18 protein-coding genes, 1 tRNA gene and 1 riboswitch are annotated in these 24,268 nt (G+C 70.8%); of the genes, 8 read left to right on the top strand and 11 right to left on the bottom strand.

Going from position 1 to position 24,268, the window contains the following annotated elements; genetic code table 11:
- Positions 1–19 precede the first annotated feature (19 nt).
- The 6 genes from AB0H93_RS27570 to AB0H93_RS27545 form a co-directional block, all read right to left on the bottom strand.
- On the bottom strand, positions 20–1,324 hold the full coding sequence (locus AB0H93_RS27570; RefSeq protein ID WP_358576206.1) for a lysine N(6)-hydroxylase/L-ornithine N(5)-oxygenase family protein: 1,305 nt from the start codon (positions 1,322–1,324) through the stop codon (positions 20–22).
- Between the two features lie 91 nt (positions 1,325–1,415).
- Positions 1,416–2,243, bottom strand: a complete 828-nt coding sequence (locus AB0H93_RS27565) for a siderophore-interacting protein (protein WP_358576205.1) — start codon at positions 2,241–2,243, stop codon at positions 1,416–1,418.
- A 97-nt stretch (positions 2,244–2,340) separates the two neighbouring features.
- A complete protein-coding gene (locus AB0H93_RS27560) occupies positions 2,341–3,732 on the bottom strand; it encodes an MDR family MFS transporter (protein WP_358576204.1) in 1,392 nt (463 codons plus the stop codon).
- Complete coding sequence (locus AB0H93_RS27555; RefSeq protein ID WP_358576203.1) at positions 3,732–3,920, bottom strand: MbtH family protein; 189 nt, start codon at positions 3,918–3,920, stop codon at positions 3,732–3,734. The genes AB0H93_RS27560 and AB0H93_RS27555 overlap by 1 nt, the downstream gene beginning before the upstream one ends.
- A gap of 79 nt (positions 3,921–3,999) precedes the next feature.
- The gene (locus AB0H93_RS27550) at positions 4,000–11,109 is read right to left on the bottom strand and encodes an amino acid adenylation domain-containing protein (RefSeq protein WP_358576202.1); all 7,110 of its coding nucleotides are present in this window, start codon (positions 11,107–11,109) and stop codon (positions 4,000–4,002) included.
- A 92-nt stretch (positions 11,110–11,201) separates the two neighbouring features.
- Positions 11,202–12,557, bottom strand: a complete 1,356-nt coding sequence (locus tag AB0H93_RS27545; protein WP_358576201.1) for a GNAT family N-acetyltransferase — start codon at positions 12,555–12,557, stop codon at positions 11,202–11,204.
- 315 nt (positions 12,558–12,872) lie between these two features.
- Between AB0H93_RS27545 and AB0H93_RS27540 the strand changes: the two genes are divergently transcribed.
- Positions 12,873–13,817 (top strand): hypothetical protein, encoded by a 945-nt coding sequence (locus AB0H93_RS27540; RefSeq protein WP_358576200.1) that lies wholly within the window; start codon positions 12,873–12,875, stop codon positions 13,815–13,817.
- Between the two features lie 12 nt (positions 13,818–13,829).
- Positions 13,830–14,234, top strand: a complete 405-nt coding sequence (locus AB0H93_RS27535; protein ID WP_358576198.1) for a hypothetical protein — start codon at positions 13,830–13,832, stop codon at positions 14,232–14,234.
- 19 nt (positions 14,235–14,253) lie between these two features.
- On the opposite strand, the gene AB0H93_RS27530 is transcribed toward AB0H93_RS27535, so the two are convergent.
- A complete protein-coding gene (locus AB0H93_RS27530) occupies positions 14,254–14,553 on the bottom strand; it encodes a DUF2218 domain-containing protein (RefSeq protein WP_235884152.1) in 300 nt (99 codons plus the stop codon).
- A 361-nt stretch (positions 14,554–14,914) separates the two neighbouring features.
- Here AB0H93_RS27530 and AB0H93_RS27525 point away from each other — a divergent pair, with 361 nt between their 5' ends.
- On the top strand, positions 14,915–16,030 hold the full coding sequence (locus tag AB0H93_RS27525; RefSeq protein WP_358576197.1) for a polysaccharide pyruvyl transferase family protein: 1,116 nt from the start codon (positions 14,915–14,917) through the stop codon (positions 16,028–16,030).
- A 357-nt stretch (positions 16,031–16,387) separates the two neighbouring features.
- Here the strand turns inward: AB0H93_RS27525 and tenA are convergent, their stop codons facing one another.
- The 3 genes from tenA to AB0H93_RS27510 all read right to left on the bottom strand — a co-directional run bounded on the left by tenA (position 16,388) and on the right by AB0H93_RS27510 (position 18,752).
- Positions 16,388–17,098, bottom strand: a complete 711-nt coding sequence (tenA, locus tag AB0H93_RS27520; protein WP_358576196.1) for a thiaminase II — start codon at positions 17,096–17,098, stop codon at positions 16,388–16,390.
- 109 nt (positions 17,099–17,207) lie between these two features.
- On the bottom strand, positions 17,208–18,005 hold the full coding sequence (gene thiD, locus AB0H93_RS27515; RefSeq protein WP_358576195.1) for a bifunctional hydroxymethylpyrimidine kinase/phosphomethylpyrimidine kinase: 798 nt from the start codon (positions 18,003–18,005) through the stop codon (positions 17,208–17,210).
- Positions 17,993–18,087: riboswitch (TPP riboswitch) on the bottom strand. (Overlaps the previous gene by 13 nt.)
- Before the next feature lie 293 nt (positions 18,088–18,380).
- Positions 18,381–18,752 carry a hypothetical protein gene (locus AB0H93_RS27510; protein WP_358576193.1) on the bottom strand — a complete coding sequence of 124 codons (372 nt, stop codon included), beginning with the start codon at positions 18,750–18,752 and terminating at the stop codon, positions 18,381–18,383.
- 98 nt (positions 18,753–18,850) lie between these two features.
- Between AB0H93_RS27510 and AB0H93_RS27505 the strand changes: the two genes are divergently transcribed.
- The 5 genes from AB0H93_RS27505 to AB0H93_RS27485 all read left to right on the top strand — a co-directional run bounded on the left by AB0H93_RS27505 (position 18,851) and on the right by AB0H93_RS27485 (position 22,669).
- Positions 18,851–19,591, top strand: coding sequence for a hypothetical protein (locus AB0H93_RS27505; protein ID WP_358576191.1), 741 nt, complete (start codon positions 18,851–18,853; stop codon positions 19,589–19,591).
- Between the two features lie 244 nt (positions 19,592–19,835).
- Positions 19,836–20,033, top strand: coding sequence for a hypothetical protein (locus tag AB0H93_RS27500; protein WP_132494028.1), 198 nt, complete (start codon positions 19,836–19,838; stop codon positions 20,031–20,033).
- Between the two features lie 122 nt (positions 20,034–20,155).
- Positions 20,156–21,793, top strand: a complete 1,638-nt coding sequence (locus tag AB0H93_RS27495; RefSeq protein WP_358576189.1) for an AMP-binding protein — start codon at positions 20,156–20,158, stop codon at positions 21,791–21,793.
- Between the two features lie 48 nt (positions 21,794–21,841).
- Positions 21,842–22,483 carry an oligoribonuclease gene (orn, locus tag AB0H93_RS27490; protein ID WP_358576187.1) on the top strand — a complete coding sequence of 214 codons (642 nt, stop codon included), beginning with the start codon at positions 21,842–21,844 and terminating at the stop codon, positions 22,481–22,483.
- Positions 22,484–22,593: 110 nt separating this feature from the next.
- Positions 22,594–22,669: transfer RNA gene (locus tag AB0H93_RS27485), tRNA-His, on the top strand.
- Between the two features lie 107 nt (positions 22,670–22,776).
- Here the strand turns inward: AB0H93_RS27485 and AB0H93_RS27480 are convergent.
- Positions 22,777–23,919: an Ig-like domain-containing protein gene (locus AB0H93_RS27480; protein WP_358576298.1), complete on the bottom strand. Its 1,143-nt coding sequence runs from the start codon at positions 23,917–23,919 to the stop codon at positions 22,777–22,779.
- Between the last annotated feature and the right edge of the window lie 349 nt (positions 23,920–24,268).

The raw sequence follows: 24,268 nt of genomic DNA, 5'->3' as shown, positions 1-24,268 counted from the left end.
ACCCGCCGCGGCCGCGCTTTCAGCCCGGGGTCAGGGCGTAATCCCGCGTGGTTTCCGGCGCCGGGCGGCGGGTGATGATCGAATCGCGGATCTCGCCCGCCCGGACCGCGCCGTTCGACAGCAACGACGACGTGAGGCCGTGCGTGTGCTCGGTGCCGCCCTGGAGGTAGATGCCGCCCCCGAGATCGGTGGTGCGGATCCGGTAGTCGCGTTCCACCTGCAGCCGCCCCTGGTCGTCGCGGGCGCAGTAGCGGGCGGCCTCGCCGAGGATCCCGAACGGATCGCGCGGGCGGCACCCGGTCGCGTACACGAGCAGGTCGGACTCCAGCACGGTCCGCTCGCCCGAGGGCAGGAACTCGACGGTGACCGCCACGCCGTCCGAACGCGTCGATACGTCGGTGACGCGGGAGGCGTTGAGGATCCGCAGCCGCTGCTCTCCGCGCACCTTCTCCTGGTACGCCCGCGAGTACAGCTCCTCGATGAGGTCGAGGTCGACCACCGAGTAGTTGGTGTTGCGGTGGTAGTTCATCAGGTCGCCGCGGACCTCCGGGGACGCCGCGTAGAAGTCGTCCACCGCCTGCGGGTCGAAGATCCGGTTGGCGAACGGGCTGTCATCGGCGGGGCTGAACCCGTACCGGCTGAACACCGAGCACACCTCGGCGGCGGGGAACGTCCGGTGCAGGTATTCGGTGGCCTCGGCGGCGCTCTGCCCGGCACCGACGACGACGCAGCGCCGCGGCGCGTCGGTGAGCTCGCCGACGCGGTGCAGCAGGTCCAGGTTGTGCCACACCCGGTCGCCGAGTTCCGCGCCCGCAGGCAGGTTCGCTTCGAGCCCCATCGCGAGCACGACGTTGCGCGCCCGGTGCACCGTCGTCCGGCCGTCGTGGCGGACGACCACCTCGAAGTGCTCTCCCCCGGGCCGGATCTCGACGACCTCGGAGTCGTAGTGCACGACGTCGTCGAGCCGGGCCGCGGCCCATTCCAGGTAGTCGTGGTATTCGACGCGGGTCGGGAACATCGTCTTGTGGTTGATGAAGTCGACCAGCCGCTGCTTGTCGTGCAGGTAGGAGAGGAACGAGAAGTCGCTGGCCGGATTGCGCATCGTGACCAGGTCCTTGAGGAACGACACCTGCATGGTGGTGCCCTCGATCAGCATTCCCCGGTGCCACCCGAACGCGGCCTTCCGTTCGAAGAACACGCCGTCGAGCCGGTCCGACCCAGGCGCGGTGCGGTTGTGCTCCTCGATGGCGATGGCCAGCGCCAGGTTGGACGGTCCGAACCCGATTCCCAGCACGTCGTGGATTTTGTCGTCGACCGCAGACACGTCTTCCCCTCAGCTTCGCCGGCACCGTTTCGCGGGCACCCGGATCTACCGGCGAAATCCGCTGGATCGCGCCGGGGCCCGGACCGGGTCGTCAGTCCCGGTCGTGGTTGTGCTTGTCGTGGTATTCCGTTTCGGCCATGCCGTACTTCCAGTAACCGATGGCGAGGACGGAGTGCGCGTCCATGCCGCGGTCCGCGCGCAGGTGTTGCCGGATGCCGCGGACGATTCCGGATTCTCCCGCGACCCACGCCGAAACGTCCACGCCCGACGGCATTTCCAGCCCTTGCACGGCGTCGATCAGCCGCCGCGAACGGCCGGCCACCGCGCCTTCCCTGGGCAGCCAGGTCCACCGCATGTCCAGCGGCGTCTCGACGTGCTGCTGGTCGGCGGAGTCGCCGACCTCGACGAACACCTGGCCGCGCGCGGTGGGCGGCAGGTTCTCGACGATCGCGGAGATCGCGGGCAGCGCGGTCTCGTCGCCGGCCAGCAGGTACCAGTCGGCGGCCCGGCAGGTCTTGCCGCCCGGCCCCATCACGCCGAGCCGGTCGCCCGGCCTGGCCCGCCGAGCCCAGTTGGAGGCCACGCCGTGATCGCCGTGCAGCACGAAGTCGACGTCGAGCTCGCCGCTGGCCTCGTCGTAGCGGCGCACGGTGTAGGTGCGCATGGTCGGCCGCTCGTGCTGCTCCGGCCACCGGTAGCGGCCGGTGTCCTCGTCGATCACGGGCAGCACCGGGCGCTGCTGCCCCTGCTGCGGAACGAAGACCTTGATGTTCGGGCCGGTGTGCTCGTCCAGGAATCCCGAGAGCTCGGCCCCGCCCAGGGTGATCCGCCGCATCGACGGGCTGAGTTCAGCCGTGCGCAGCACTTGCAGGTCGCGTGCCGGTGGCCGCTTGCGCCGGAGTCGATCCGCGGTACCCATCGGTCATGCATTCCTTCCTGCCACCGGTGATCATGTCAGTTAAGGCTAACCTAACCATAGACGCCGGTCGTTGTCTTCCCCGCGGTGGCTCAGATCTCTACCGCCGCGCGGCGACGAGTTTTCGGCCCTGCGGCGCGGAATCCTCGATGCGCGCCGCGAGGATCGCGCCCACCAGCGCGAATCCGGCCGACACCAGCATCGCCAGGTGGTAGCCGCCGAGACCGTCGGTGCCGACGGCGGCCAGCACGGACGCGGTGATCGCCACGCCCAGCGCGGACCCGATCTGGCGCTGGACGTTGAACAGCGTCGAGGCTCCGCCGGTCGCGGGCTTGTCGATCGTCGCGAAGGCGACGACCTGCAGCTCGGCGGAGGCCGCGCCGACGAAGAAGCCCGAGGCCAGCTGGACGGCCGCGGCGAGCCAGGCGTCGCCGGGGCCGATCGCGTTCATCAGCGCGAACGACGCCGCGGCGCCGAGCATCGAGGCCGCGATCAGCCGCCGCGGCCCGAACCTGCGGTGCGCCCAGCCGACCAGCTGCGAGGCGATCATCAGCCCGATCGCCTTCGGCAGCGTCACCAGCCCGGTCTCCCACGCCGACGCGCCCAGCCCCGACTGGTACATCAGCGTGAACCCGTAGAGCGTGCCGAGGAATCCGGCGACGCAGGCGAACAGGATCAAGCTGCCGCGCCGGAACGACGCGTCGGCGAACAGCTTCAGGTCGAGCATCGGTTGCGCCGCCCGCAACTGCGTCCGGACCAGCACCGCCAGGCAGCCGATACCGGCCAGCCCGCAGGCCCAGAAGTGCGGCGAGGCGGGGCCGGTCTGCGACACCGCCTCCAGCGCGAACATGACCAGCCCCAGCCCCGGCGCGGCCAGGGCGAATCCGAGCCCGTCGAAGCGCTTCTCCGGCGCCTCCACGTGCTCGGCCAGGAACCACGCGCCGAACAGCAGGGCCAGCAGCCCGACCGGCAGGTTCACGTAGAAGCCCCAGCGCCAGGTGAGGTGCTCGACGAAGAAGCCGCCCAGCACCGGGCCGAGCGCGGGGGCCACCGCCGTCGGCAGCAGCAGCACGCGGGACAGCCGGATCCGCTCGTGCGGCGGATAGGCCCGGAACAGCATGGTCAGCGCCACCGGGCTCATCACCCCGCCACCGGCGCCCTGCAGCACCCGCGCGAGGGTCAGCTGCGTCAGGTCGGTGGCCAGGCCGCAGAGCGCCGACGCGACGACGAACGCCCCGAAAGCGCCGAGGAATACCCGTTTCGTGCCGAAGCGGTCGCCGAGCCAGCCGGAGACCGGGATGCACGCCGCCAGGCTGACCAGGTAGCCGACATTGATCGCCGAGGTCGCGGAGGGCGGGACGGCGAACTCGGCGCCGATCGCTGGCAACGCGACGTTGACGATCGTGGCGTCCATGCCGTTCATGAACATCGCCGCCACGTAGCAGATGCACACCGCGACCTGCGGCCGAACGCCGCGCAGCACCGTCGCCATCAGCGTGCGGGCCGCATGTCGGTCCAGTTCACCTCGATGTGGTCGACGCAGGACTCCCGGTCGGCGGGGCCGTGCGCGACGCTCCACCCGGCGGGCACGTCAATCGCGGCGGGCCACAGCGAGTACTGGTCCTGATCGTTGATCAGCGCGTAGTACTCCGCGCCGGGGTCGTCGAACGGGTTGGTCATGTTCGTGCTCCTTGCAGTGTTCACCCGAAACCCACCGCGCCCCCGGCTCGGCGGGGGCGCGATTCCGGCACGACCGCGATCACGTGGTGACCTCGGTCAGGGTTCGGTCGACGATCGCCGCGATCTCCGCGAGCGGTTCGCGTTGCGTCATGTCCTTGTGCTCGCAGGCGATGTCGTGGTCGTGCACCACCCCATCGACGTACGGCTGCCACATCTGCGCGGTCAGCTCGGCCTTGGCCGGGTTGACCGTGGCGGTGAAGAACAGCACGTCGCCGTGGAACTTGTCGTGGTCGGCCTGGTTCTCCAGCACCGCGCAGTTGGCGAAGTTGTCGATGATCGCCGTGATGCTGTGCTCTTCGAGGTTGGCCAGCGCGCTGCCCTCCGCCGACAGGATCTCCATCACGTCCGCCCTGGTCAGCGGCCCCTCGCCCAGTTCGGAGAGGTCGTAGCCGGCCATGTAGAGCAGCGCCATCAGCGCTTCTTCCTCGGTGGGCAGCTCGTCCCACACGTCCTTCGGGTACGAGTCGAGCATGCACAGGAACCGCACCTCTTCGCCCTGTTCCTGCAGCTGGGTGCTCATCTCGTGCGCGACGACGCCGCCGAAGGACCAGCCGAGGAAGTGGTACGGCCCGTGCGGCTGCACCTCCCGGATGTGCTCCAGGTATTCGGCGGCCATCTCCCGCAGGCTCGCCGCGACGGGCTTCGGTTCGGCGAGCCCGCGCGACTGGACGCCGTAGATCGGCCGCTCGGCGTCGATGTGCTTGAGCAGCCCGGAGAACGGCCAGGCCAGCCCGGCCGCCGGGTGCACGCAGAACAGCGGTTCCTTGCCGCCCTCCGTGCGCAGCGGCAGCAGGATCTCCAGCGCGTCGCGCGATCCCCCGCTGTGCAGCCGCTCCGCGAGACCGGCCACGGTCGGCGCGGCGAAGAGGCTACCGACGTTGACGCGCAAGCCCAGCGCGTCGCGGATGCGGCCGATCAGCTTGGCGGCCAGCAGCGAATGCCCGCCGAGGTCGAAGAAGCTGTCCTCGACGCCGACCCGCGGCAGCCCGAGCACCTCGGCGAACAACCCGCAGAGGATTTCCTCGGTCGGGTTGCGCGGCATCTCGTTGCCGACGGATTCGCCGAGGTCAGGCGCGGGCAGCGCGCGGCGGTCGAGCTTTCCGTTGGGCAGCAACGGCAACGCGTCGACGAACACCACCGCCGCGGGCACCATGTAGTCCGGCAGCGACTCCGCCACGTGCCGCCGCAGCTCGGCCGGGTCGCCGCCGCCGACGACGTAGGCGACGAGCCGCTTGTCGCCCGGGACGTCCTGGCGGACCACGGCCGCGACCTGCGCGACATCGGGATGCCTGGCCAGCACCGCCTCGACCTCGCCGAGCTCGATGCGGAACCCGCGGATCTTCACCTGGTCGTCCGCGCGGCCGGCGAAGTCCAGCACGCCGTCCGCCCGCCAACGCACCAGGTCACCGGTGCGGTACATGCGCGCACCGGGCGGCCCGAACGGGTCGGCGACGAACCGCCCGGCGGTCAGGCCCGGCCGGTCGAGGTAGCCGCGCGCCAGCCCGTGCCCGGCGACGTAGAGCTCGCCGACCACGCCGGGCGGCGTGGGCTGGAGCGCCTCGTCCAGCACGTAGAGCCGGGCGCCCGGGTCGGGCACGCCGATCGGCACCGTGCTGCCGACGGAATCGGGATCGCAGTCCCACAGCGTCGAGTTGACGGTGGCCTCGGTCGGCCCGTAGCAGTTGAGCATCCGCCGGTCCCGCGCCCACCTCAGCACCAGCTCGGACGGCACGTTCTCGGCCCCGCACAACAAGGTTGCGTTCGGCGGCAGCTCGGTGTCGGCCGGGAACATGCCCATCATCGACGGCCCGATCGCCAGGTGCGTGACGCGGTGCCGCCGCGCGTACTCCGCGAGCGGTTCGCCCGGCACCCGCAGGTCGGAGGGCACGACGACGAGGGTGCCGCCGCCGAGCAATCCCATGCAGATCTCCCAGAACGCCACGTCGAAGCTCGGCGAGGCGAACTGCAGCACCCGGCTGTCGGCGGTGATGCCGACCCGGTGGCGCTGGGTGGCGATCAGCTTGGCGATGCCGCGGTGCGGCACGACCACGCCCTTCGGGGTGCCGGTGGAGCCGGAGGTGTAGATGACGTACGCCGCGTCGTCCAACCCCGGCCTCGCCGGCTCGACGCCGCCGGAAGGGATGTCTTCGCAGCTCAGCAGGGTTGTTGGTAGGTCGGCGCGGAGATCGTCGGTGAGCACCAGGCGCGGCTTCGCGTCCTCGACCATGTGCCGCAGCCGCTCCGCCGGGTATTCCGGGTCGAGCGCCAGGTACGCCGCGCCGGCGGCCATCACCGCGAGCAGGCCGATGATCAGCTCGGGCGAGCGGGGCAGCAGCACGCCGACGATGTCGCCGGGGCCGACGCCGTGCTCGGCCAGCAGCCGCGCCTGCTCGGTCACCCGCCGGTCGAGCTCGCGGTAGCTGAGCTCCACGTCTTCGAAGATCAGCGCGGGCTTGTCCGGCTCCCGCGCGACCTGCTCGGCGAACAGCTCCGGGAAGGTCCCGGCCGCGGCCACGTCGGCGGCGGCGTCACCCCAGGCCAGCACCTCCCGCCGGGCCGCATCGCCCAGGACGTCCAGGCGCCCGATCGGCGCCGCCGGGTCTTCCACGGCGGCCGCGAGAAGCCGGACGAACCGCGCGGCCAGGTCTTCGACGGTGCGCTCGGTGAACAGGTCGGTGCTGTACTGCACCAGTCCGTCGGACCCGCCGTCGGCGCGCTCGCTGAGGCTGAACGCCAGGTCGAACTTGGCCGCCCCGGCGGGCACGGTGTCCACTGTGGTCTCGAGCCCGGGCAGGTCCGCCGCGACGGCCTCGGCCGCGCCCCAGTACGCGAGCATCACCTGGAACAGCGGGTGCCGGGACAGCGAACGAGCCGGGTTGAGCACCTCGGCGAGCCGCTCGAACGGCAGCTCCGCGTTGTCGAACGCGGCCAGGTCGACCTGCCGCCCCCGGTCGACCAGCTCGGCGAAGCTCGGCTCCCCGGAGGTGTCGGTGCGCAGCACGAGGCTGTTGACGAAGAAGCCGACCAGGTCGTCGAGCGAGTCGTCGCCGCGACCGGCCACCGGCGACCCGATCGGGATGTCGGTGCCGGCGCCGTGCCTGGTCAGCAGCGCCGCCAGCCCGGCCTGCAGCACCATGAAAACGCTGGCCCGGTGTTCGCCCGCCAGCCGCCGGAGCCGCTGGTGCAGGGCGGGATCGAGCTCGAACCGCACCGTCCCGCCCCGGTGGCTGGACACCGCCGGGCGCGGGAAGTCGGTGGGCAGCTCCAGCTGGTCGGGCAGGTCGGCGAGGGCCTGCCGCCAGAACGCCAGCTGCCGCCCCGCGAGCCCGTCCGGGTCGACCTCGTCCCCGAGCAGTTCCCGCTGCCAGAGCGTGTAATCCACGTACTGCACGGGAAGATCCGGCCAGTCCGGGGCCGTGCCCGCCGCCCGCGCGGCATAGGCGGTCGACAGGTCGCGCACCAGCGGTCGAGTGGACCACTCGTCACCGGCCACGTGGTGCAGCAGCACGAGCAGCAGGTGCTCGCCGCGCTCCTGGGCCGATTCGGACGCCGTGAAGAGCACTGTCCGCATCGGCGGCTCCTCGGCCAGGTCGAACCCCCGCCGAACGGCGGCCTCAAACTCACCGTCAACCCCGATCACCGGCTCCGACCCCTCGGAGTTCAGCAGTTTCAATTGAAACTGCTGATCACCGGAAGCCGGGACCCGGACCACTGTCAGCTCGGGCACGGCGTCGAGCACCTGCTGGCGCGGCTCGCCGAGCTCGTCCGGGAAGATCGTGCGCAGGCTCTCGTGCCGGCGCACGACGTCGCCGATGGCCGCGCGCAGCGCCGCCACGTCCAGCTCGCCGGACATCCTCAGCACCAGCGGCATGTTGTAGGTGGCGCTGCTGCCTTCCAGCCGGTTCAGGAACCACAAGCGCTGCTGCGCGAACGAAAGCGGGATCTGCTCCGGCCGTTGCACCGGCCGCAGCGCGGGCCGTCGCGCACCCGTTCCGAGCTGCGCGGCGAGGCCCGCGACGGTCGGGTGGTCGAAGAGGCTGCGGATGGTCAGCTCCGCACCGAGCTCGGTGCGCACCCGCGCCAGCAACCGCGCGGCCAGCAGGGAATGCCCGCCCAGCTCGAAGAACCCGTCGTCGATGCCGACCCCGCGGACGCCGAGCACCTCGGCGAACAACCGGCACAGCGCCGCCTCGACGGCGTCGCGCGGTTCCCGGCCACCGGCATCCCCGCCGAAGTCCGGCGCGGGCAACGCCCGGATGTCCAGCTTCCCGTTGGCCGTCAACGGGATCTCGTCCACCGGCACGAAGGCCGACGGCACCATGTAGCCCGGCAGCCGCTCGGCCAGGTGCCCCCGCAGTTCGCTCGCCGCGGCCGCGCCGACCACGTAGCCGACCAGCCGCTGATCGCCCGGCTGGTCCTCGCGCACCACGACGGCGGCCTGCCGCACCGCCGGATGCGCGAGCAGCTGCGCCTCGATCTCGCCGAGCTCGATGCGGAACCCGCGCACCTTGACCTGCTGGTCGGCGCGGCCGACGAACTCGATGCCGCCGTCCGGCCGCCACCTGCCCAGGTCGCCGGAGCGGTACATGCGGGTGCCCGGCGCGCCGTGCGGGTCCGCGACGAACCGCTGCGCGGTCAGCCCGCGCCGCCCGAGGTAGCCGCGGGCCAGGCCTTCGCCGGCCACGTACAGCTCCCCGACCACGCCCGGCGGCACCGGCTGCAGCAGCCCGTCGAGCAGGTACACCCGCAGGTCCGGGATGCCGCGGCCGATCAGGCTGCCGTCGCGGCGGGCCACCGCCTCGCGGTCGAGCTCCACGTAGGACACGTGCACGGTGGTCTCGGTGATCCCGTACATGTTGATCAGCTTCGGCGACTCCGGCCGCCGGGCGTACCAGTCGTCCAACCTGGACAGTTCCAGCGCCTCGCCGCCGAAGATCACGTACCGCAGCGCCAGCTCGGTGCCCGGGTTCTCCCGGTCGGCCTGGCTTAGCTGGTAGAACGCCGAAGGCGTCTGGTTGAGCACGGTCACGCGTTCGCGGGCCAGCAGCCGCAGGAACTCCTGCGGCGACCGGCTGACCTCGTGCGGGACCACCACGAGCCGGCCGCCGTGCAGCAGCGCGCCCCACAGCTCCCAGACGGAGAAGTCGAAGGCGTAGGAGTGGAACAGCGTCCAGACGTCGTCGGCGCCGAAGGAGAACCACGGGTCGGTGGCGCCGAAGAGCCGGACCACGTTGTGGTGCGGGATCGCCACGCCCTTGGGCCGCCCGGTCGAGCCGGAGGTGTAGATCACGTAGGCGGCGTGCTCGGCGGTCAGCGGCCCGCGCTCGCCCGACTTCGGGTCGCGCTGCGAATGCCGGGCGATCTCCGCGATCTCGCCCGGATCGTCCAGCAGGATGCGCGTGGTGCCCTCCGGCAGCCGCGCCGCGTGGTCGGCATCGCTGATCAGCACGGTCGGCTGCGCGTCGCCGACGATGTAGCGGATCCGCTCGGCGGGGTGCCCCGGGTCCAGCGGCAGGTACGCGGCACCGGCCTTCAGCACCGCCAGCAGCGCCACGACCAGCTCGGCGGAGCGCGGCAGCGCCAGCGCGACCAGCTGCTCCGGCCCGACGCCGTGGTCGATGAGGTGGTGCGCGAGCTGGTTGGCCTGCGCGTCGAGCTCGGCGTAGGTGAGGCGCTGGTCGCCGAACGTGACCGCGACCGCGTCCGGTGTGCGCATCGCCTGCTCCTCGAACAGCTGCGGCAGGGTCGCCGCGGGCTGTTCCCGGATGCCCGGGATCGGCGCGTTCCACTCGTCGAGGATCCGGTCGCGCTCCTGCGGCGAGAGCAGGTCGATCCGGCCGACCGGGGTGTCGCCGGGGCAGTCCGCGAACGCCTGGAGGAAGCGCAGGAACCGTTCGCGGTGCGCGGTGAGCTCCGGCTCGCCGTAGCGATCCGGGTTGGCGTCGAACTCGAACCGCAGCTCGTCGTCGCCGGTCGGGTACGCCGCGACGGTCAGGTCGTCGACCGGCCCGGCCGCGAGGTTGTGCACGGTCGCCGGGCTTCCGTCGAAGGCCAGCTCGTAGTCGAAGGACTTGATGTTGATCAGCGGTCCGAACAGCGGCCGGTCCGAGCCCAGCAGCCCGAGGTCCCGGCGCAGGTCTTCGCCGCGGTAGCGCTGGTGCTTGTGCACCTCGCGCATGGCCTTGCCGACCTGCGAGATCAGCTCGGCGCGCGTGGTGTCCGGGGCGATCCGCAGCCGCAGCGGCAGCACGTTGACGACCATGCCGGGCACCCGCAGCAACCCCGCCGACCCGAGCCGCCCCATCACCGGCAGCCCGAGCACCACGTCCGCGGCTCCGGTCATCCGGTGCAGGTAGGCGCCGAAGGCGGCGATGAGCGCGTGCGTCCCGGTCGCGCGGCTCTCGCTCCCGGCGAGCGCCAGCGCGCGCCCCGCCGCGGAGGTGCCGGTCTGCCGGCGGAACGAGTGCGCGGCGGCGCTCGAATCCCCGGCCAGCGACACGACGTCCGGGTGGTCGGCGAACTGCTCCCGCCAGAACTCCGCGTCGGCGGCGAACTTCGGCGACTCCCGGTAGTCCAGTTCCGCGGCCGGCAGCGAGCTCAGCGGGCCGAACGGCGACGGCCCGGCGTCCGGTTCGTCGTACAGCTCGGCGACCCGTCGGAGCAGCAGGGAGAAGCCGTACCCGTCGATGGCCACGTGGTGGATCCGCTGGTACCACCACCAGCGCTCGTCGCCGAGCTTGAGCAGCGCCGCGGTCCACAGCCGGCCGCCATCGGCCCGCGACCGCGTCAGGTCGACGGGTTCCCGCAGGTCGGCGCGCATCCAGGCGAGCGCGTGCGCCTCGGGATCGGCGGCGGTCGAGCAGTCGATCACCGGGAGCTCGAAGTCGTCGGGCTCGTCGATGACCTGCCGCGGCTCACCTGCGGAGTCGACCACCCGCAGCCGCAGCGTCTCCGCCTCGGCGACCACCCGGCGCAACGCCGACGCGAACCGGGCCGGGTCCACGGGCCCGTGCACCTCGACGTACTCGGCGGTGTTGAAGATCGGGTTGGCTGGATCCAGCTGCTGCGCGAACCAGATCCCCGCCTGCGCGGTGGACAATGGCAGTTGCTCGTCGGCACGGCCCGGCATCGGTCTCCCCACGATCAACAAAACAGGTAAGGCTTACCTTAATTCCCAACCGTTTCGCGGTACAGCCGCCAGGCGCATCGACCGACGTGGGGCTACTCACCCGACGCGGGTCGCGCGAACACCATCAGGGCCGAGTTCTTGTTCGGCAGACCCACCTCCGCGGCCCGGTCGAAGCCGGCCTTGCCGAACGCGCCCACTGAGGCTCCATTGTGGACGTTGGGCTCGGCGACGACCCGCCGGCATTCCCGGTCGGCGGCCAGCAATCCCTCGGCCACCGCGCGCAGCAGCGCCGACCCTACGCCGCGCCCGATCGCGTCCGGCTCGCCGATCGCGATGTGCACGCCGAGGTCGTGCGGCTCGTGCGAGTAGCAGCGCGCCAACTTGTCGCGCTGCACCCGGTACAGCTCGACGTATCCGACATCCCGCCCGTCGAGCCCGACGATGCACGGCACCGAATGCTGCCCGGCGAGCTGACCGGCCAGCTCGTCCCGCCACTGCGCCACCGGCCACGCCTGGTCCCAGTTGACCGCGACGTGCTCGTTGTTCATCCAGCGGTGCACCAGCTCGACGTCCGGCCCGCCGTCCGCGCCGTCGACCCGGACCGGCCGCAGCGACCAGCCCGCGCCCAGCTCCGGGATCGGCACGCCGGGAACGTCCGGGACGTCCGACCGCAGCGGGTTCCGCACCTCGAACGGCACCGCCTGCACCCGGATCTCCCCCGACTCCGCGCGATACCGCAGCCCGGAGCCATTGAGCGCGGCGAGATCGGTCAGCGTCGGGCTGGTCAACCAGTGCCCGACCAGCCATTCCAGGTCCGGATACGCCTCGGCGACGGCCCGCAGCCGATCCGCGAGCGCGGCGAGCAGATCCGCCTCGTGCACGACACCGCGCCGCCCCAGCAACCCGATGACCGTCAGCGCGCCACGCGTCAACAGCGCCGCGGTCGCACCGGTGACGTCGCCGGGCTGCCAGCCGCGAACCGCGGGCAGCAATCGGCCCTCGACGTGCGAGGACAACCAGCGCTGCGCCTCCTCGGCATCGGAGACCGAGCGGGCCACCGCGACCAGGTCCTCGGGCAGTGCCAGCGGATCGACCGCGCGACGCGGCAAGGCGTCGACCAGCCAGTCCAGCAGCGAGCCCGAGCCGGCGGCGTTGATCGGTGCATCGGGCAGCGCCCGGGCTCGCGCGTCGGCGGAGCACGCGGCCGCGAGCAACGCCGGCTCGGCCACCTCGACCGGGCCGCCCGTCGCGTCCAGCACGTGGATCGGGCCGAAGCCGTGCGCGCCGGTCGGCGAGTCGTAGACGACGTCCGTGCGCAGGCGCAGCGATCCGATGGTCAACCGCAGAGGTCCCTCGGCGACCGGGGTGTGCGTCTCGGCCAGCCACCGCCGCAACAGCACCGAGGTCCGCTGGTGCGGCTGCCCGGCAAGGTCGACTCCAGTCGTCACGCAACGCTCCCTAAGCACAGCAATCCGTTCCGTTCTGTGAGCGAAGCCTAACCTGACTACCCGATCTCGTGACCGTGCCTCACCCGACTGACGCATCCCGGCGCGCGGCCGGCCCGGACTCGTCACCGAACGTGCGAAATGAGCACAGTGGACGAAGCCGCGTCACGATCACTGAGAGTGCGACGGCGTTGTGATCGCCTGATCATCAGTACCTGATCCGGTGATGATCGTTGTTTTCCGCTGGGCGAGCACCCACCATCGCCCCTACTCTCCGAGCTATCGAATCGGCCGCACCGTCCGGAGAGGAGTTCACCAATGGAAGACGCCGACTCTGTCGTGCCCCTCCGGCCGGGATTCGACATCCAGGTCCGAGGCTTCAACCGCCACCAGGTCATCGAGCACCTGGAACTGCTGGAGGACCAGCTGCGACTGGTCACCATCGACCGCAACGAAGCGGCACAGCTCAACTCCGACCTCCGGAAGCTCTGCGACGACACCCGCCGCAGCCTCGACGCCGCCGAGGAACGCCTCAAGCGCATCGAATCCTCCGACACCGGACTGCCCGCCGCCTCCCAGCGCGTGCAGAACATGCTCTCGATCGCCGAAGAAGAGGTGCAGACCCTGCGCGATCGGGCGCGGCGGCAGGCCGAGATCATCCGCGGCACCGCGGAGACCGAGGCGCGCGAGCTGATCGGCGAAGCCGAACGAGCCGCGGGCGAGCTGCGAAACGAGTGCAGCGAGCTGGTCGCGGACGTCGAATCGAGGCGCGCGCGGCTGCACCGCGAGCACGACCAGAAGGCCAGCGATCTGCGCTCCCGGGAACACCGGCTGCGGCAGAACATCCGCAACGAGTACAAGCGGACCATGTCGGAGGCCCAGGAAGAGGCCGACACGCTGATCGCCGACACCCGCCGGCAGTGCGGCGAGTGGGACGCCGAAACCGAGAAGCGGCGGCTGGCCGCGCTGGAGGAGATCCGCACCAAGCAGCTCCGACTGGAGGAGATGCGCACCTCGGTGCTGGCGGCGATGGACAACGCCCGCCGACTGCTGGACGACTCCGCGGCCGACCTGCGCGGCCAGAACACGGCGCTGAGCATCGCGGACGACGAGACCAGGCAAGTCACCCAGGAAGCGCAGATCGAGCAGCAGCCGGTGCGACTGCCCGAACAGCGCGAGGACGTGCAGACCTACACCATCCCCATCGAGCGGGCGCGCACCAACGGCGCCGCCCCGCACCCCGGACCCGCCCGGCAGAGCTGATCGGAGCACCTCGTGGACCTGCTCGTGCTGATGTTCGTCACCGGTTTCGCCTTGGCCACGCTGATCTTCTGGCCGCTGCTGCAACGGGCGAACCGGCGTCTCGCCGAGAGCGGTGTCTCCGAAGCGGCGATCGCACCGAAGGGCAAGCACGCGCTGCGCACGCCGGACGCCCCGGCCAGGTCGGCCTCGCCGACGGTCATCGCCCGGCGGCCGAGCACCGATCAGGCGGCACCGGCGGAGCCCGAGCCGAAGCCCGAGGAGCCCCAGCCGGTGTCGGTCGCGCCGCAGCAGCGCACGGCGGAGCCGGTGGAGATCCCGGAGCTGCCGACCGACCTGTTCGAGAAGCACTTCGAGGCCAAGTTCAACCGGTCCCGCCAGCGGCTGGCCCGGCTCCGCGACGAGATCGGCAAGGAATGATCCTCGCCGCTGTTAATACTCAGTCGTTCGTCCAGTCGACCTTCAGCTCGTCGCGCTGACCGAACCGCTCGAGGTGGCGGCCGATCACGTCCTGCACCCGGTCGAGCACCTCGGCGTTCTCCGCCTCGGCGCGCAGGGCGAGCGCGTCCGGCTCGCTCACCAGCAGGCAGCTGCCCGCACCGCGATCGGCGGGCAGGGTGATGCGGATGCCTTCCGGCTCCTCGGAAACCTCGCACTTCCGGCCGAGGTGCGAGGACAACTGCTTGGCGTAGCGAGCCGGCTTGTCGGTGCCCACCTTCGCCTGCGATCGAATCGTCAAGACGCCTCCCAAGTTGTGGGGCCTTTCAGCATGCGGCGTCAGCCGCATGCGGTGTGGGACTCAGCTCGCACCGCCGCGGGTTCTCAGACGTCGTCTGGCGAGGACAGCCCCGACGCCGCGTATTGGGTCATACGCAAGTCGGGGATCCCGGAGTCCAGACGGCGGCCGCAATTCCCGCAGGGGGCCGCCACCCGCACCGCTATGCAAGCCCCATCCCGAAATCATCTCCAAGTTAAGTTAGCCCAACCTAATTGGTACCAGTGGCGAGAGCCGGGTGCGAGATCTCACTCGCCCCGGCCTTCGGGGCCGACTCGTTGCTACGTTCGAAAGGGACTCGGCACCCGAAGGCTGGAGCCCCTTGTTGACCAACCCGCCGACCATCTACCTCGTCGCCACCACCGGACATCCGAACTACGGGGACGAGCTGATCGCCGCGGCCTGGCTGAAGCACCTGGCGCGCGTCGCCCCGGACAGCGAGATCTGGGTCGACTGCCCCAACCCCGGACCGAGCGAGGTGCTGCTCGGTCACTTGCACCCGCGGGTCCGGTTCACCGACACGTTCTGGCGGCTGTGCTGGGAAGCCCCGTCCGACGGCCCGTGGGAGGTCGCGTCGTTCGTGCAGCACGCGATCGACAACCCGGGGCTGGCGCCGCGCTGGGTGGCGGGCATCGAACTGGCCGCCCGGGTCGACCTGGTGCACGTCATCGGCGGCGGGTTCGTCAACGGCATCTGGCCGCGCCACCTCGGCCTGCTCGCGGCCGCAGTGGCGGCGACCCGGCGGTCCGGCGGCCGGGCCGTGATGACCGGTCAGGGCTTCTGGCCGGTCGCGCCCGAAGCGGAGCCGCTGCTGCGCAACCTCACCGCGCAGTTCGACGTCGTCGACGTGCGCGACGAGCCGTCGGTGGCGCTGGCCGGCGCCGCCTCGCACACCGGCGACGACATGTTCTTCGGCGTCGAACCCGGCCTGTACCGGGACGACGACCTGCGCGAGGTCATGGTGTGCCTGCAGTCGGACCTGCTCGACGTGACGGTGCCCGCGCTGGCCGGATTCCTGCTGGACACGCTCAGCGAATGGGGCGTGCGACCCGAGCAGGTCGGCATCGTGGAGGGCATCCCGCGGGTGGACCGCGAGGTCTTCGCGCTGGTCGAGCACGACCTGCCGGGCGCCCGGTTCTACCCGTTCGCCGAGATCATGGACGCCGGGCTGCCCGCGACGGGTGGGCAGCGCTGGCTGTCCAGCCGGTTCCACCTGCACCTGATGGCCGCGGCGGCCGGGGCGCACGGGGTCGCGGTGTCGATCAACTCGGGCTACTACACCAACAAGCACCGGTCGCTGATCGACCGCGGTTCCGGCTGGACGCTCAGCGAAGGACTGCGGGTCCCGGCCATGCCGACCAGCGGCGGATTCGCCACCGACGTGCTGCGAGAACTGAAGCAGGCAAAGGAAGAACTCGCGAAGGCGATCTACGGGCGCTGAGCTACTCCTCGCCGCCCGCGATGTCTTCGCGCTGCCGACGGCGGTCGGCGATGTAGAACGGCGCAGCCGCCAGCACGGGCACCAGCATGCCCGCGATGACGATCAGAAGAGAAGTGCCCACGGCCGACGAAACTCCGTCCACGGGTGGAAGAATCCACGCTTTGCTCCTCGCCCGGACGGGCGTCTCGCAGAGAGCATCGCTGCACCGCACGATACGTTAGCGGTGCAACATGTGCGCCCGGTCACATCGAGTCGGCGCGGATTATTCCCACCTCGCAACGGGTTTCGCCCGTGGGCCCGCTGCCGCCCGACCCGCCCGCGCAACTTGCGCCGCCGCGCGGACGAGCCGGGAAATCCTCAGCCGAGGAAGCGCGCGGTGGGCCATTCCTCCTTGATCCAGGCGCTGTTCCAGAACAGCCACTCGTACTCGGTGGCCCGGGTGAACGCTTCGAGCATCCGCTGCCGGGTCTCGTCGTCCGCGGCCTCGGCGACCCGATCGGTGAGGTCGCGGGCGGTCAGCACGGCCGCGGCGAACTCGTCGTCGGCGTAGGTCTGGATCCACGCCCGGTACGGGTGGCCCTCGGCGCCTCCGGTGGCCTCCAGGATCGCGGTGCCGACGTGCTGGTACACCCAGAAGCACGGCAGGATCGCCGCCAGCAGCACCGGATACGCCTCGGTCAGCGCGTTCGCGCGCAGGAACGAGGTGTAGGCCAGGCAGGACGGGGACGTGCCGATCCCGGCGATCTCGGCGTCGGACAGGCCGAACTCGGCGACGTACCCGGCGTGCAACCGGCGCTCCTCGACCAGCGCGCCCTGCGAGGCGCCGGCGAGGAACGCGGCGTCCTCGGCGTTGTCGGCGCGCGTCGCGGCGGCGGCCAGCGCCTGCGCGAAACCGACCAGGTAGCGCGCGTCCTGCACGATGTAGAACGCGAAGCGGTCGCGGTCCAGGGTGCCGTCGGTCAGCGCGGCGTTGAACGGGTGCTCGACGATCGCCTGCTGCAGATCGGCGGTGTGCGCCCAAGCCTTGGCGCAGAAACCGTCGGCGGGCGGAGCGGGCAACTTGCTCATCAGAACCTCTCGTGATCGTGTCTCGGCACCGCGGCGAACGGCGCACGCAATTTCAATGGAAATCGAAGGTCCGATTTCCATTGAAATTGCGGCAGGGCGGGTCGCCGGGTCACCACCAGTGGTGGAAGTGGTGGACCGGGCCGTGGCCGTGGCCCACGTCGAGCCGGTCGGAGGCGCGCAGGGCCTCCGTCAGGTACTCCTTGGCCTCGCGCACCGCTTCGAGCCAGTCGCCGCGCTGCGGCCGCAGCGCGGCGATCGCGGCCGACAGCGTGCAGCCGGTGCCGTGGTCGTTGGTGGTCGCGACCCGCTCGCTGGAGAGGAACTCGGCGATCCCGTCGCCGTACAGCAGGTCCACGCTGGTCCCGCCGTCGAGGTGGCCGCCCTTGAGCAGCACCTGCTTCGCCCCCAGCCCGGCCAGCCGCTCGGCCTGCGCGGGCATGTCGGCGGGGTCGGTGAGCTCCGGCTCGCCCAGCAGGTCCGCGGCCTCCGGCAGGTTCGGGGTGATCAGGTCCACCCGCGGCAGCAGTTCCTCGCGCAGCGCGCCGACCGCTTCCGGGGCGAGCAGCCGGTCCCCGCTCTTGGCGACCATCACCGGGTCCAGCACGACGTGCGGCGGCGCGTAGCGGTCGAGCACCTCGACCACCGCGCGGATCACCTCGGCGTTGGCCAGCATGCCGATCTTGACCGCGTCCACCCGCACGTCGTCGAGCAACGTGACCAGCTGCGCGGTGATGAACTCCGGCGGCACCTCGTGGACCTCGGAAACCCCGGTGGTCGTCTGCGCGACCAGCGCGGTGATCACGGACATGCCGTAGGCGCCGTGCGCCGAGAAGGTCTTCAGGTCGGCCTGCACGCCTGCTCCGCCGCTGGGGTCGGTGCCGGCGATGGTCAGCACATTGGGAACCATGACGTCCCTCCGCTAGTACGAGCTAGGTCAGGTTCAACGGGTCTGTTCTCAGCCCGGCAGCCGGGCACCCCGCGTCACTGCCACCAACCTAACAACCGGGCCCGGCCCGCGACCACGCCCGCCTTGCTGTTTCCGAACTCGTTCTGCGTGGCGGTGCAAGTAGCGGCCCCCTGCGGGAGTTACAGACGCCGCCTGGACTCCGGGATCCCCGACTTGCGAATGACCACGCGGCATCGGGGACTGGCCTCGCCCAGTAGCCCAGAAGGGCGGGCACGGTCTGAGAACCCGCGGCGGTGCGAGTTGCGAGGGTGGGCTACGCGGCTTCGCCGCTTCAAAGCGCAAAAGCCCGCGCTGCCGCAGCCTCCCGGGCAGCTCTCAGTCGATCAGGCCCACCACCACGCCGGCGGTGAGCACCTCGCCGGGCCGCACCTGGTGCCACAGCGTGCCGGTGGCCAGCGCGGAAACCCAGCCGACCGTCCGACCGCAGCGATCGCCGCCCACCCGGATCTCCGCCAACCGGTCGCCCACGCGCACCCGGCTGCCGTCCGCGACCAGCCAGCACACCAGCACGCCGCGCGCCGGATCGCGACCGGCCTGCCTGCGCCCGAGTTCGGGGAAGTGCACCTCGGTCATCCCGCTCCCCTCGATGATCGCCCCAGCATTGCCCCAGGTGCGCCGCGCGACAAGACCGTTCGGCGGCCGGACCACTCCGATCGCCGAGCCGTCCGCCTGCTCCGATCGGCCCACGCGACCCGGGCGGAATCGGCACAGCGATCGAATTCACACCGTGAAGGCACCCACCGGTAGGCAAGGGGACCCTTCATCGCGGACTAAAGTGGTTGATGATGGAAACCACGACCGATGCCCCGAGCTTCGCCCGTTCCCGCCGGCAACCCCGGCCGGAGGATCCCGCCCGGATCTGGGCCCCGCTGGCGGACCTGACCGAAGCCGCCGTGGCGGCCGCCGGCTCGGGGACGGTGGCGATCACCCGCGGATTCGACCGCAACAGCAGGCAGCGCGCGAAGGCGCTGCGCGAGCTGCTGAACCGGCGCGACGTCGACGCCGTCGAAGTGACGCCGGCTCCGGGCAGCGCCCGGCTGCTGGCCGACGTCGACGTCACCGCGGTGGTCAACCTGATCGGCGCCGGGTCGTGGCAGCCCTACCGGGTGGCCGCCGAGCTGCGCGCCCCGGTGCTCACGCCGAAGCCGGGCGACGGCCCGGCCGAGGAGGTCACGCGGGACGTGATCGCCCTGGCCGGCGACTCGGGCCACCGCGACGTCGCGATCTCGCACGTCGCCGTCCGCTCCGAGGACCCCGCCGCCAGCCGGCTCACCCTGACCTACGACGGCGAGCAGCTGACGGTGCCCGGCGGTTGGTTGACCATCGCGGTGCAGGGCAGCGAGCTGGAGGTCAAGGTCGGCGGCGTGGACTTCCCGGAGCGCACGCTGAGCACCGGCGAGATCCGGGTGGAGGCCTTCGACGCGCCGCACCGGCTGGTCCGCGACGAGCTGCCGATCGCCGACTTCGAAGAAGCGGCGGTCACCTTCACCGCCGAGGCGAACGGCCTGGTGGTCCGCCCGGTCTGAGCCCCAGCCCGCCGACTCACGTCCGCAGCTTCGAACGGAGCTGCGGACTTCTGCTTTTCCGGGAACCGCCGTTCGAGTGAACGATCACTCGAAATTTCCAGATAACCCGATGGAGATGTGTTCTGAGCCACTCCCGCGACTGATCTTGTCATATGCCGTCACGGTTCATACCCAACCGCGTCCCTCGATCAATACCGCGCGCTGGAGGCAGAGCGCGCGGACTGCAACAGGGAGGCTGGGGATCGTGGAGCCCACCAAGCAGTGGCACGTGAGCTGCCGCGATGTCGCCGGCAGACGTCGGGACATGTCGGTGTTCGTCAACCAGGAGAACGTCGTGCTGATCGCCCCGCCGGGCGAGACCGCAGTGCTGTCGCCGCTGGAGGTCGGCAGGCTGCGGGCGGCCTTGCGCGACGCGATCGTGCAGGCCGCCACGCTCGAGTGAACACCCATCGAGAGCGGGGGCGGACGACGGTCCGCCCCCGCTCTCGTGATCTCGGTCTTCCCCGCGCAGTCCGCCCACGGCATTATCTACTCTCGGTAACCTGGCGACCGAGAGGTGACTGCGTGAGCACGTTCTGGCAACGATCAGCCGCGCTCCTCGGGCGCGGAACGTCCGGCCTGCACACGGCGTTCGTCCTGGCCAAGCAGGGGGTGATCAGCCCGCTCCGGCCGGACAAGCTGCTGCGGGTCGTCCTCGCCTGGCGGCGCTGGGGCATCACGCCGCCGCTGGGCTTCGCCGTCGGCTCGGTGCGCCACGCCGACCGCCCGGCCGTAATCGACGAGCGCGGCGCGCTCAGCTACGCCGAGCTCTCGCAACGCACCACCCGGTTGGCCAACGGCCTGCGCGACCGCGTCCCCGGCGGCACCCGGATCGGCGTGCTGTGCCGCAACCACCACGGCCCGGTCGAAACGATCGTCGCCGCCGCCAAGCTCGGCGTCGACGTGGTGCTGCTCAACACCGGCCTGAGCAGCCGCCAGCTCGTCGACGTGATCGCCGAGCAGCGGGTCGGCCTGCTCGTCCTGGACGCCGAGTTCCGCAGCCACCTGCCGAACCTGCCCGAGGACCTCGATGCCGTGCTGGCATGGACCGAGGGCACCACCCGCCACGACACCCTCGAGCACCTGATCACCACCGCCCCGGCCAAGCAGCTGCCCCGGCCGGGCCGGCACTCCCGGATGATCGTGCTCACCTCCGGCACCACCGGAACCCCGAAGGGCGCCCGCCGCCCCGATCCGCCGGGGCTGGCCCCCGCGGCATCGATCCTGTCCCGGGTGCCGCTGCGCAGCGGCGAACGAGTGCTCGTCAGCGCGCCGCTGTTCCACACCTGGGGAATCGCGGCGTTCCAGCTCGGCTCGGTGCTCGGCGCGACCCTGGTGCTGCACCGCAAGTTCGATCCCGAGCACGCGCTCAGTGCCCTGGAGCGCCACCAGTGCACGTCGATGTTCGCGGTGCCGGTGATGCTGCAGCGCATCCTCGAACTCCCCGAGCGGATCCGCACCAAGTACGGACACGACGCGCTGCGCATCGTGGCGAGCAGCGGTTCGGCGCTGCCCGCCGACCTGGCCACCAGGTTCCAGCGCGCCTTCGGGCCGGTGCTCTACAACCTCTACGGCTCCACCGAGGTGTCGTGGGTGAGCATCGCGGCACCGCACGACCTGCGCGCCGCTCCCGGCACTGCGGGCCGGCCGCCGCGAGGCACGATCGTGCGCATCCTCGGCGAGGACGGGACACCGGTGCGCCGCGGCGCGACCGGGCGGATCTTCGCGGGCAACGACATGCTCTTCGAGGGCTACACCAACGGCAGCAGCCGGGAGATCCGCGACGGGCTGATGTCCACCGGCGACCTCGGGCGCATCGACGCCGCCGGGCGGCTGTTCGTCGTCGGCCGCGAAGACGACATGATCATCTCCGGTGGTGAGAACGTCTACCCCAAGGAGACCGAGGACGCCATCGCCGGGATGCCCGAGGTGTCCGAGGCCGCCGTCATCGGCGTCGACGACGCCGAGTTCGGACAGCGGCTCGCGGCGTTCGTGGCGCTCCGCGCCGACGGCGACCTGGACGCCGAGCAGCTGCGCGACCGGCTTCGCGGCAGGCTGTCGAAATTCGCCATGCCCCGCGATGTGGTGTTCCTCGACGAGCTGCCGCGCAACGCCACCGGCAAGGTCGTGCCGCGCGAACTGCTCGCCCGCCTGGAGGCATGACCGGCACGGCTGCACGATCACGTCCCGTGGCGGGTTAGGCTGCCTCGGGTGAATGACCGTCTAGTGTGGATCGACTGCGAAATGACCGGTCTCGATCTCGGCAAGGACGCGCTGATCGAGATCGCCGCCCTGGTCACCGATGCCGACCTCAACATCCTCGGCGAAGGCGTGGACATCGTCATCCACGCCGACGACGAGGCGCTCGCCGGGATGCCCGACGTGGTGCGCGACATGCACGACCGCTCCGGGCTCACCGAAGAGGTGCGCCGCTCCGAGGTGACCCTCGAAGAAGCCGAACAGCGGGTGCTGGAGTACATCCGCCAGTACGTGCCGGTCGACCGTTCCGCGCCGCTGGCCGGCAACTCGATCGCCACCGACCGCGGCTTCATCTCGCGCGACATGCCGCGGCTGGACGCCCACCTGCACTACCGGATGGTGGACGTGTCGTCCATCAAGGAGCTGTGCCGCCGCTGGTACCCGCGGATCTACTACGCGCAGCCGGAGAAGGGCCTCGCGCACCGCGCGCTGGCCGACATCCGGGAGTCCATCCGCGAGCTGGCCTACTACCGGCGGACGGCGTTCGTCCCGCAGCCGGGGCCGACCAGCGAACAGGCCCAGGCGGTGGCCGCCGAACTGCTCAACGGCGATGGCGCCGGCAAGGCCCGCGAGACCCCGGAGAACGGCCGCTGACCAGCGCGCACCGGGATAACCGGAGCCGGTGGGAAACCCGGTGACAGCGCACGCTACTATGTGAGCGTTGCTCCGGAAGGGGTCCGAAAGGGCCGGTCCGAGCGGCCGAGGTGGGTGTAGCTCAGTCGGTAGAGCACTGGGTTGTGGTCCCAGGTGTCGCGGGTTCGATTCCCGTCACTCACCCCAATGAAGAAAGGCCCCGTTCCGCTGGAACGGGGCCTTTCTTCATTGCCCGGTCGCTCGGGGCGAGCGGTCGTTCCCGGTGCTGCCGGGAACGACCGCTCACGCCCAACTCACCTGTTGCCCTGCACCCACTGGTCCCACGGGATCTGCCAGTCCCCGAAACCGTCCCAGGAACGCAGGTTCGGCCCGCCGGAATTGGTGATCTGCACGACGTCGCCCTTCTTCAGCAGGTCGAAGACCCACTTGGCGTTCTCCATGCTCATGTTGATGCAGCCGTGGCTGACGTTGCGCCGTCCTTGGTCGCCCACCGACCACGGCGCGGCGTGCAGGAACTCTCCACCGTTGGAGATCCGGACCGCCCACTTCACCTCGGTGCGGTAGCCGCCGGCCTCGATCGGCAGACCGTAGGTCGAGGAGTCCATCACCTTGGTGGCGTGGTGCTCGGTGACCACGTGCACGCCGTTGTTGGACGGGAAGGACGGCTTGCCCAGCGACACCGGCATGGTCCGGATCACCTCGCCGTTCTTCTCGATGCTCATCTGGTGCGAGGCACCGTCGGCCTTCAGGACGACCGCATCGCCGATCGTGATGGTGGCCTTGCGGTCCTCCTCGCCCCAGACCCCGTTGCCGAGGTCCTTGCCGTACACGTCGACGTCGATCGACACCTTGGTGCCCGGCTTCCAGTAGTCCTTCGGCCGCCAGTGCACCTCGCGGCTGTTGAACCAGTAGAAGGCGCCCTCCACGGCCGGCTCGGTGCTGATCTTGATCGCTTCCTCGGCCTTGGCCTTGTCCGGCGCCGGGGCGTTCTGGCTGAAGTAGAAGGCCAGCGGCTGCCCCACGCCGACGGTCTGCCCGTCGAGCGGGTTCATCGACACGAAGCTCTTCTTGCCCGGCGAGACCGTGCTGAAGGTGGATTGCTGGGTGATGGCCGGCCCGCTCGCCCCCTGTGCGGTCACGGACAGCGTGTAGGTCTTGCCGTAGCCGAGCTTCTCGCCCGCCGTCCAGCTCGCCCCGTCCGGCGCGATGGCACCGGACAGCTTCCCGCCTTCCGAGTTGGTCAGCACTGCCTCGACGATCTTGCCGTTGACCGCCGTCGCCTTGATCGGCCCGGCCGGTGAGATGTCCTTGGCGCCGTTCTGCGGCGCCAGTTCCAGTGTCGGTGCGGGCGGCACCTCATCGGACGCCGGAGTGGCCCCCGAACCCGATTCGCTGCAGCCGGCGACGAGCAACGCCACCAAGCCGAAGATCAACATTGTCAACAGTCGTGAAACCCGTACGGGAACCCCGACCGAATTACGCCACTCCCTCATGGGCAACAGTCCGTCCGATCCGATGCGCCACTACGCCTGTGAACAGTGTGCAGCAATGCCCCGACAGTGTGTGAAGGGACCACAAGATGCACACCGGGTGATCGCCCCTGACCGATCGCCCTCCATAGAGACGCAACGCCCCGCCCCGAGGTTGCGTTCCCACCCCGGCAACCTCGCCGAACCCAAAACCGACCCCCCTGTTCGGCGCCCCCACACGACCGTGCTAATGTTTTCCACGTCGCCAGGGAGACCGGCCGGAACGGGAAACCGAAAGGGAACCGAACCGAACGGA

The organism is Saccharopolyspora sp. NPDC050642 (assembly GCF_040654735.1).
Lineage (GTDB): Bacteria > Actinomycetota > Actinomycetes > Mycobacteriales > Pseudonocardiaceae > Saccharopolyspora > Saccharopolyspora elongata.
The sequence above is the reverse complement of the archived record's forward strand: the minus strand, read 5'-3'. Positions and strand labels throughout refer to the sequence as shown.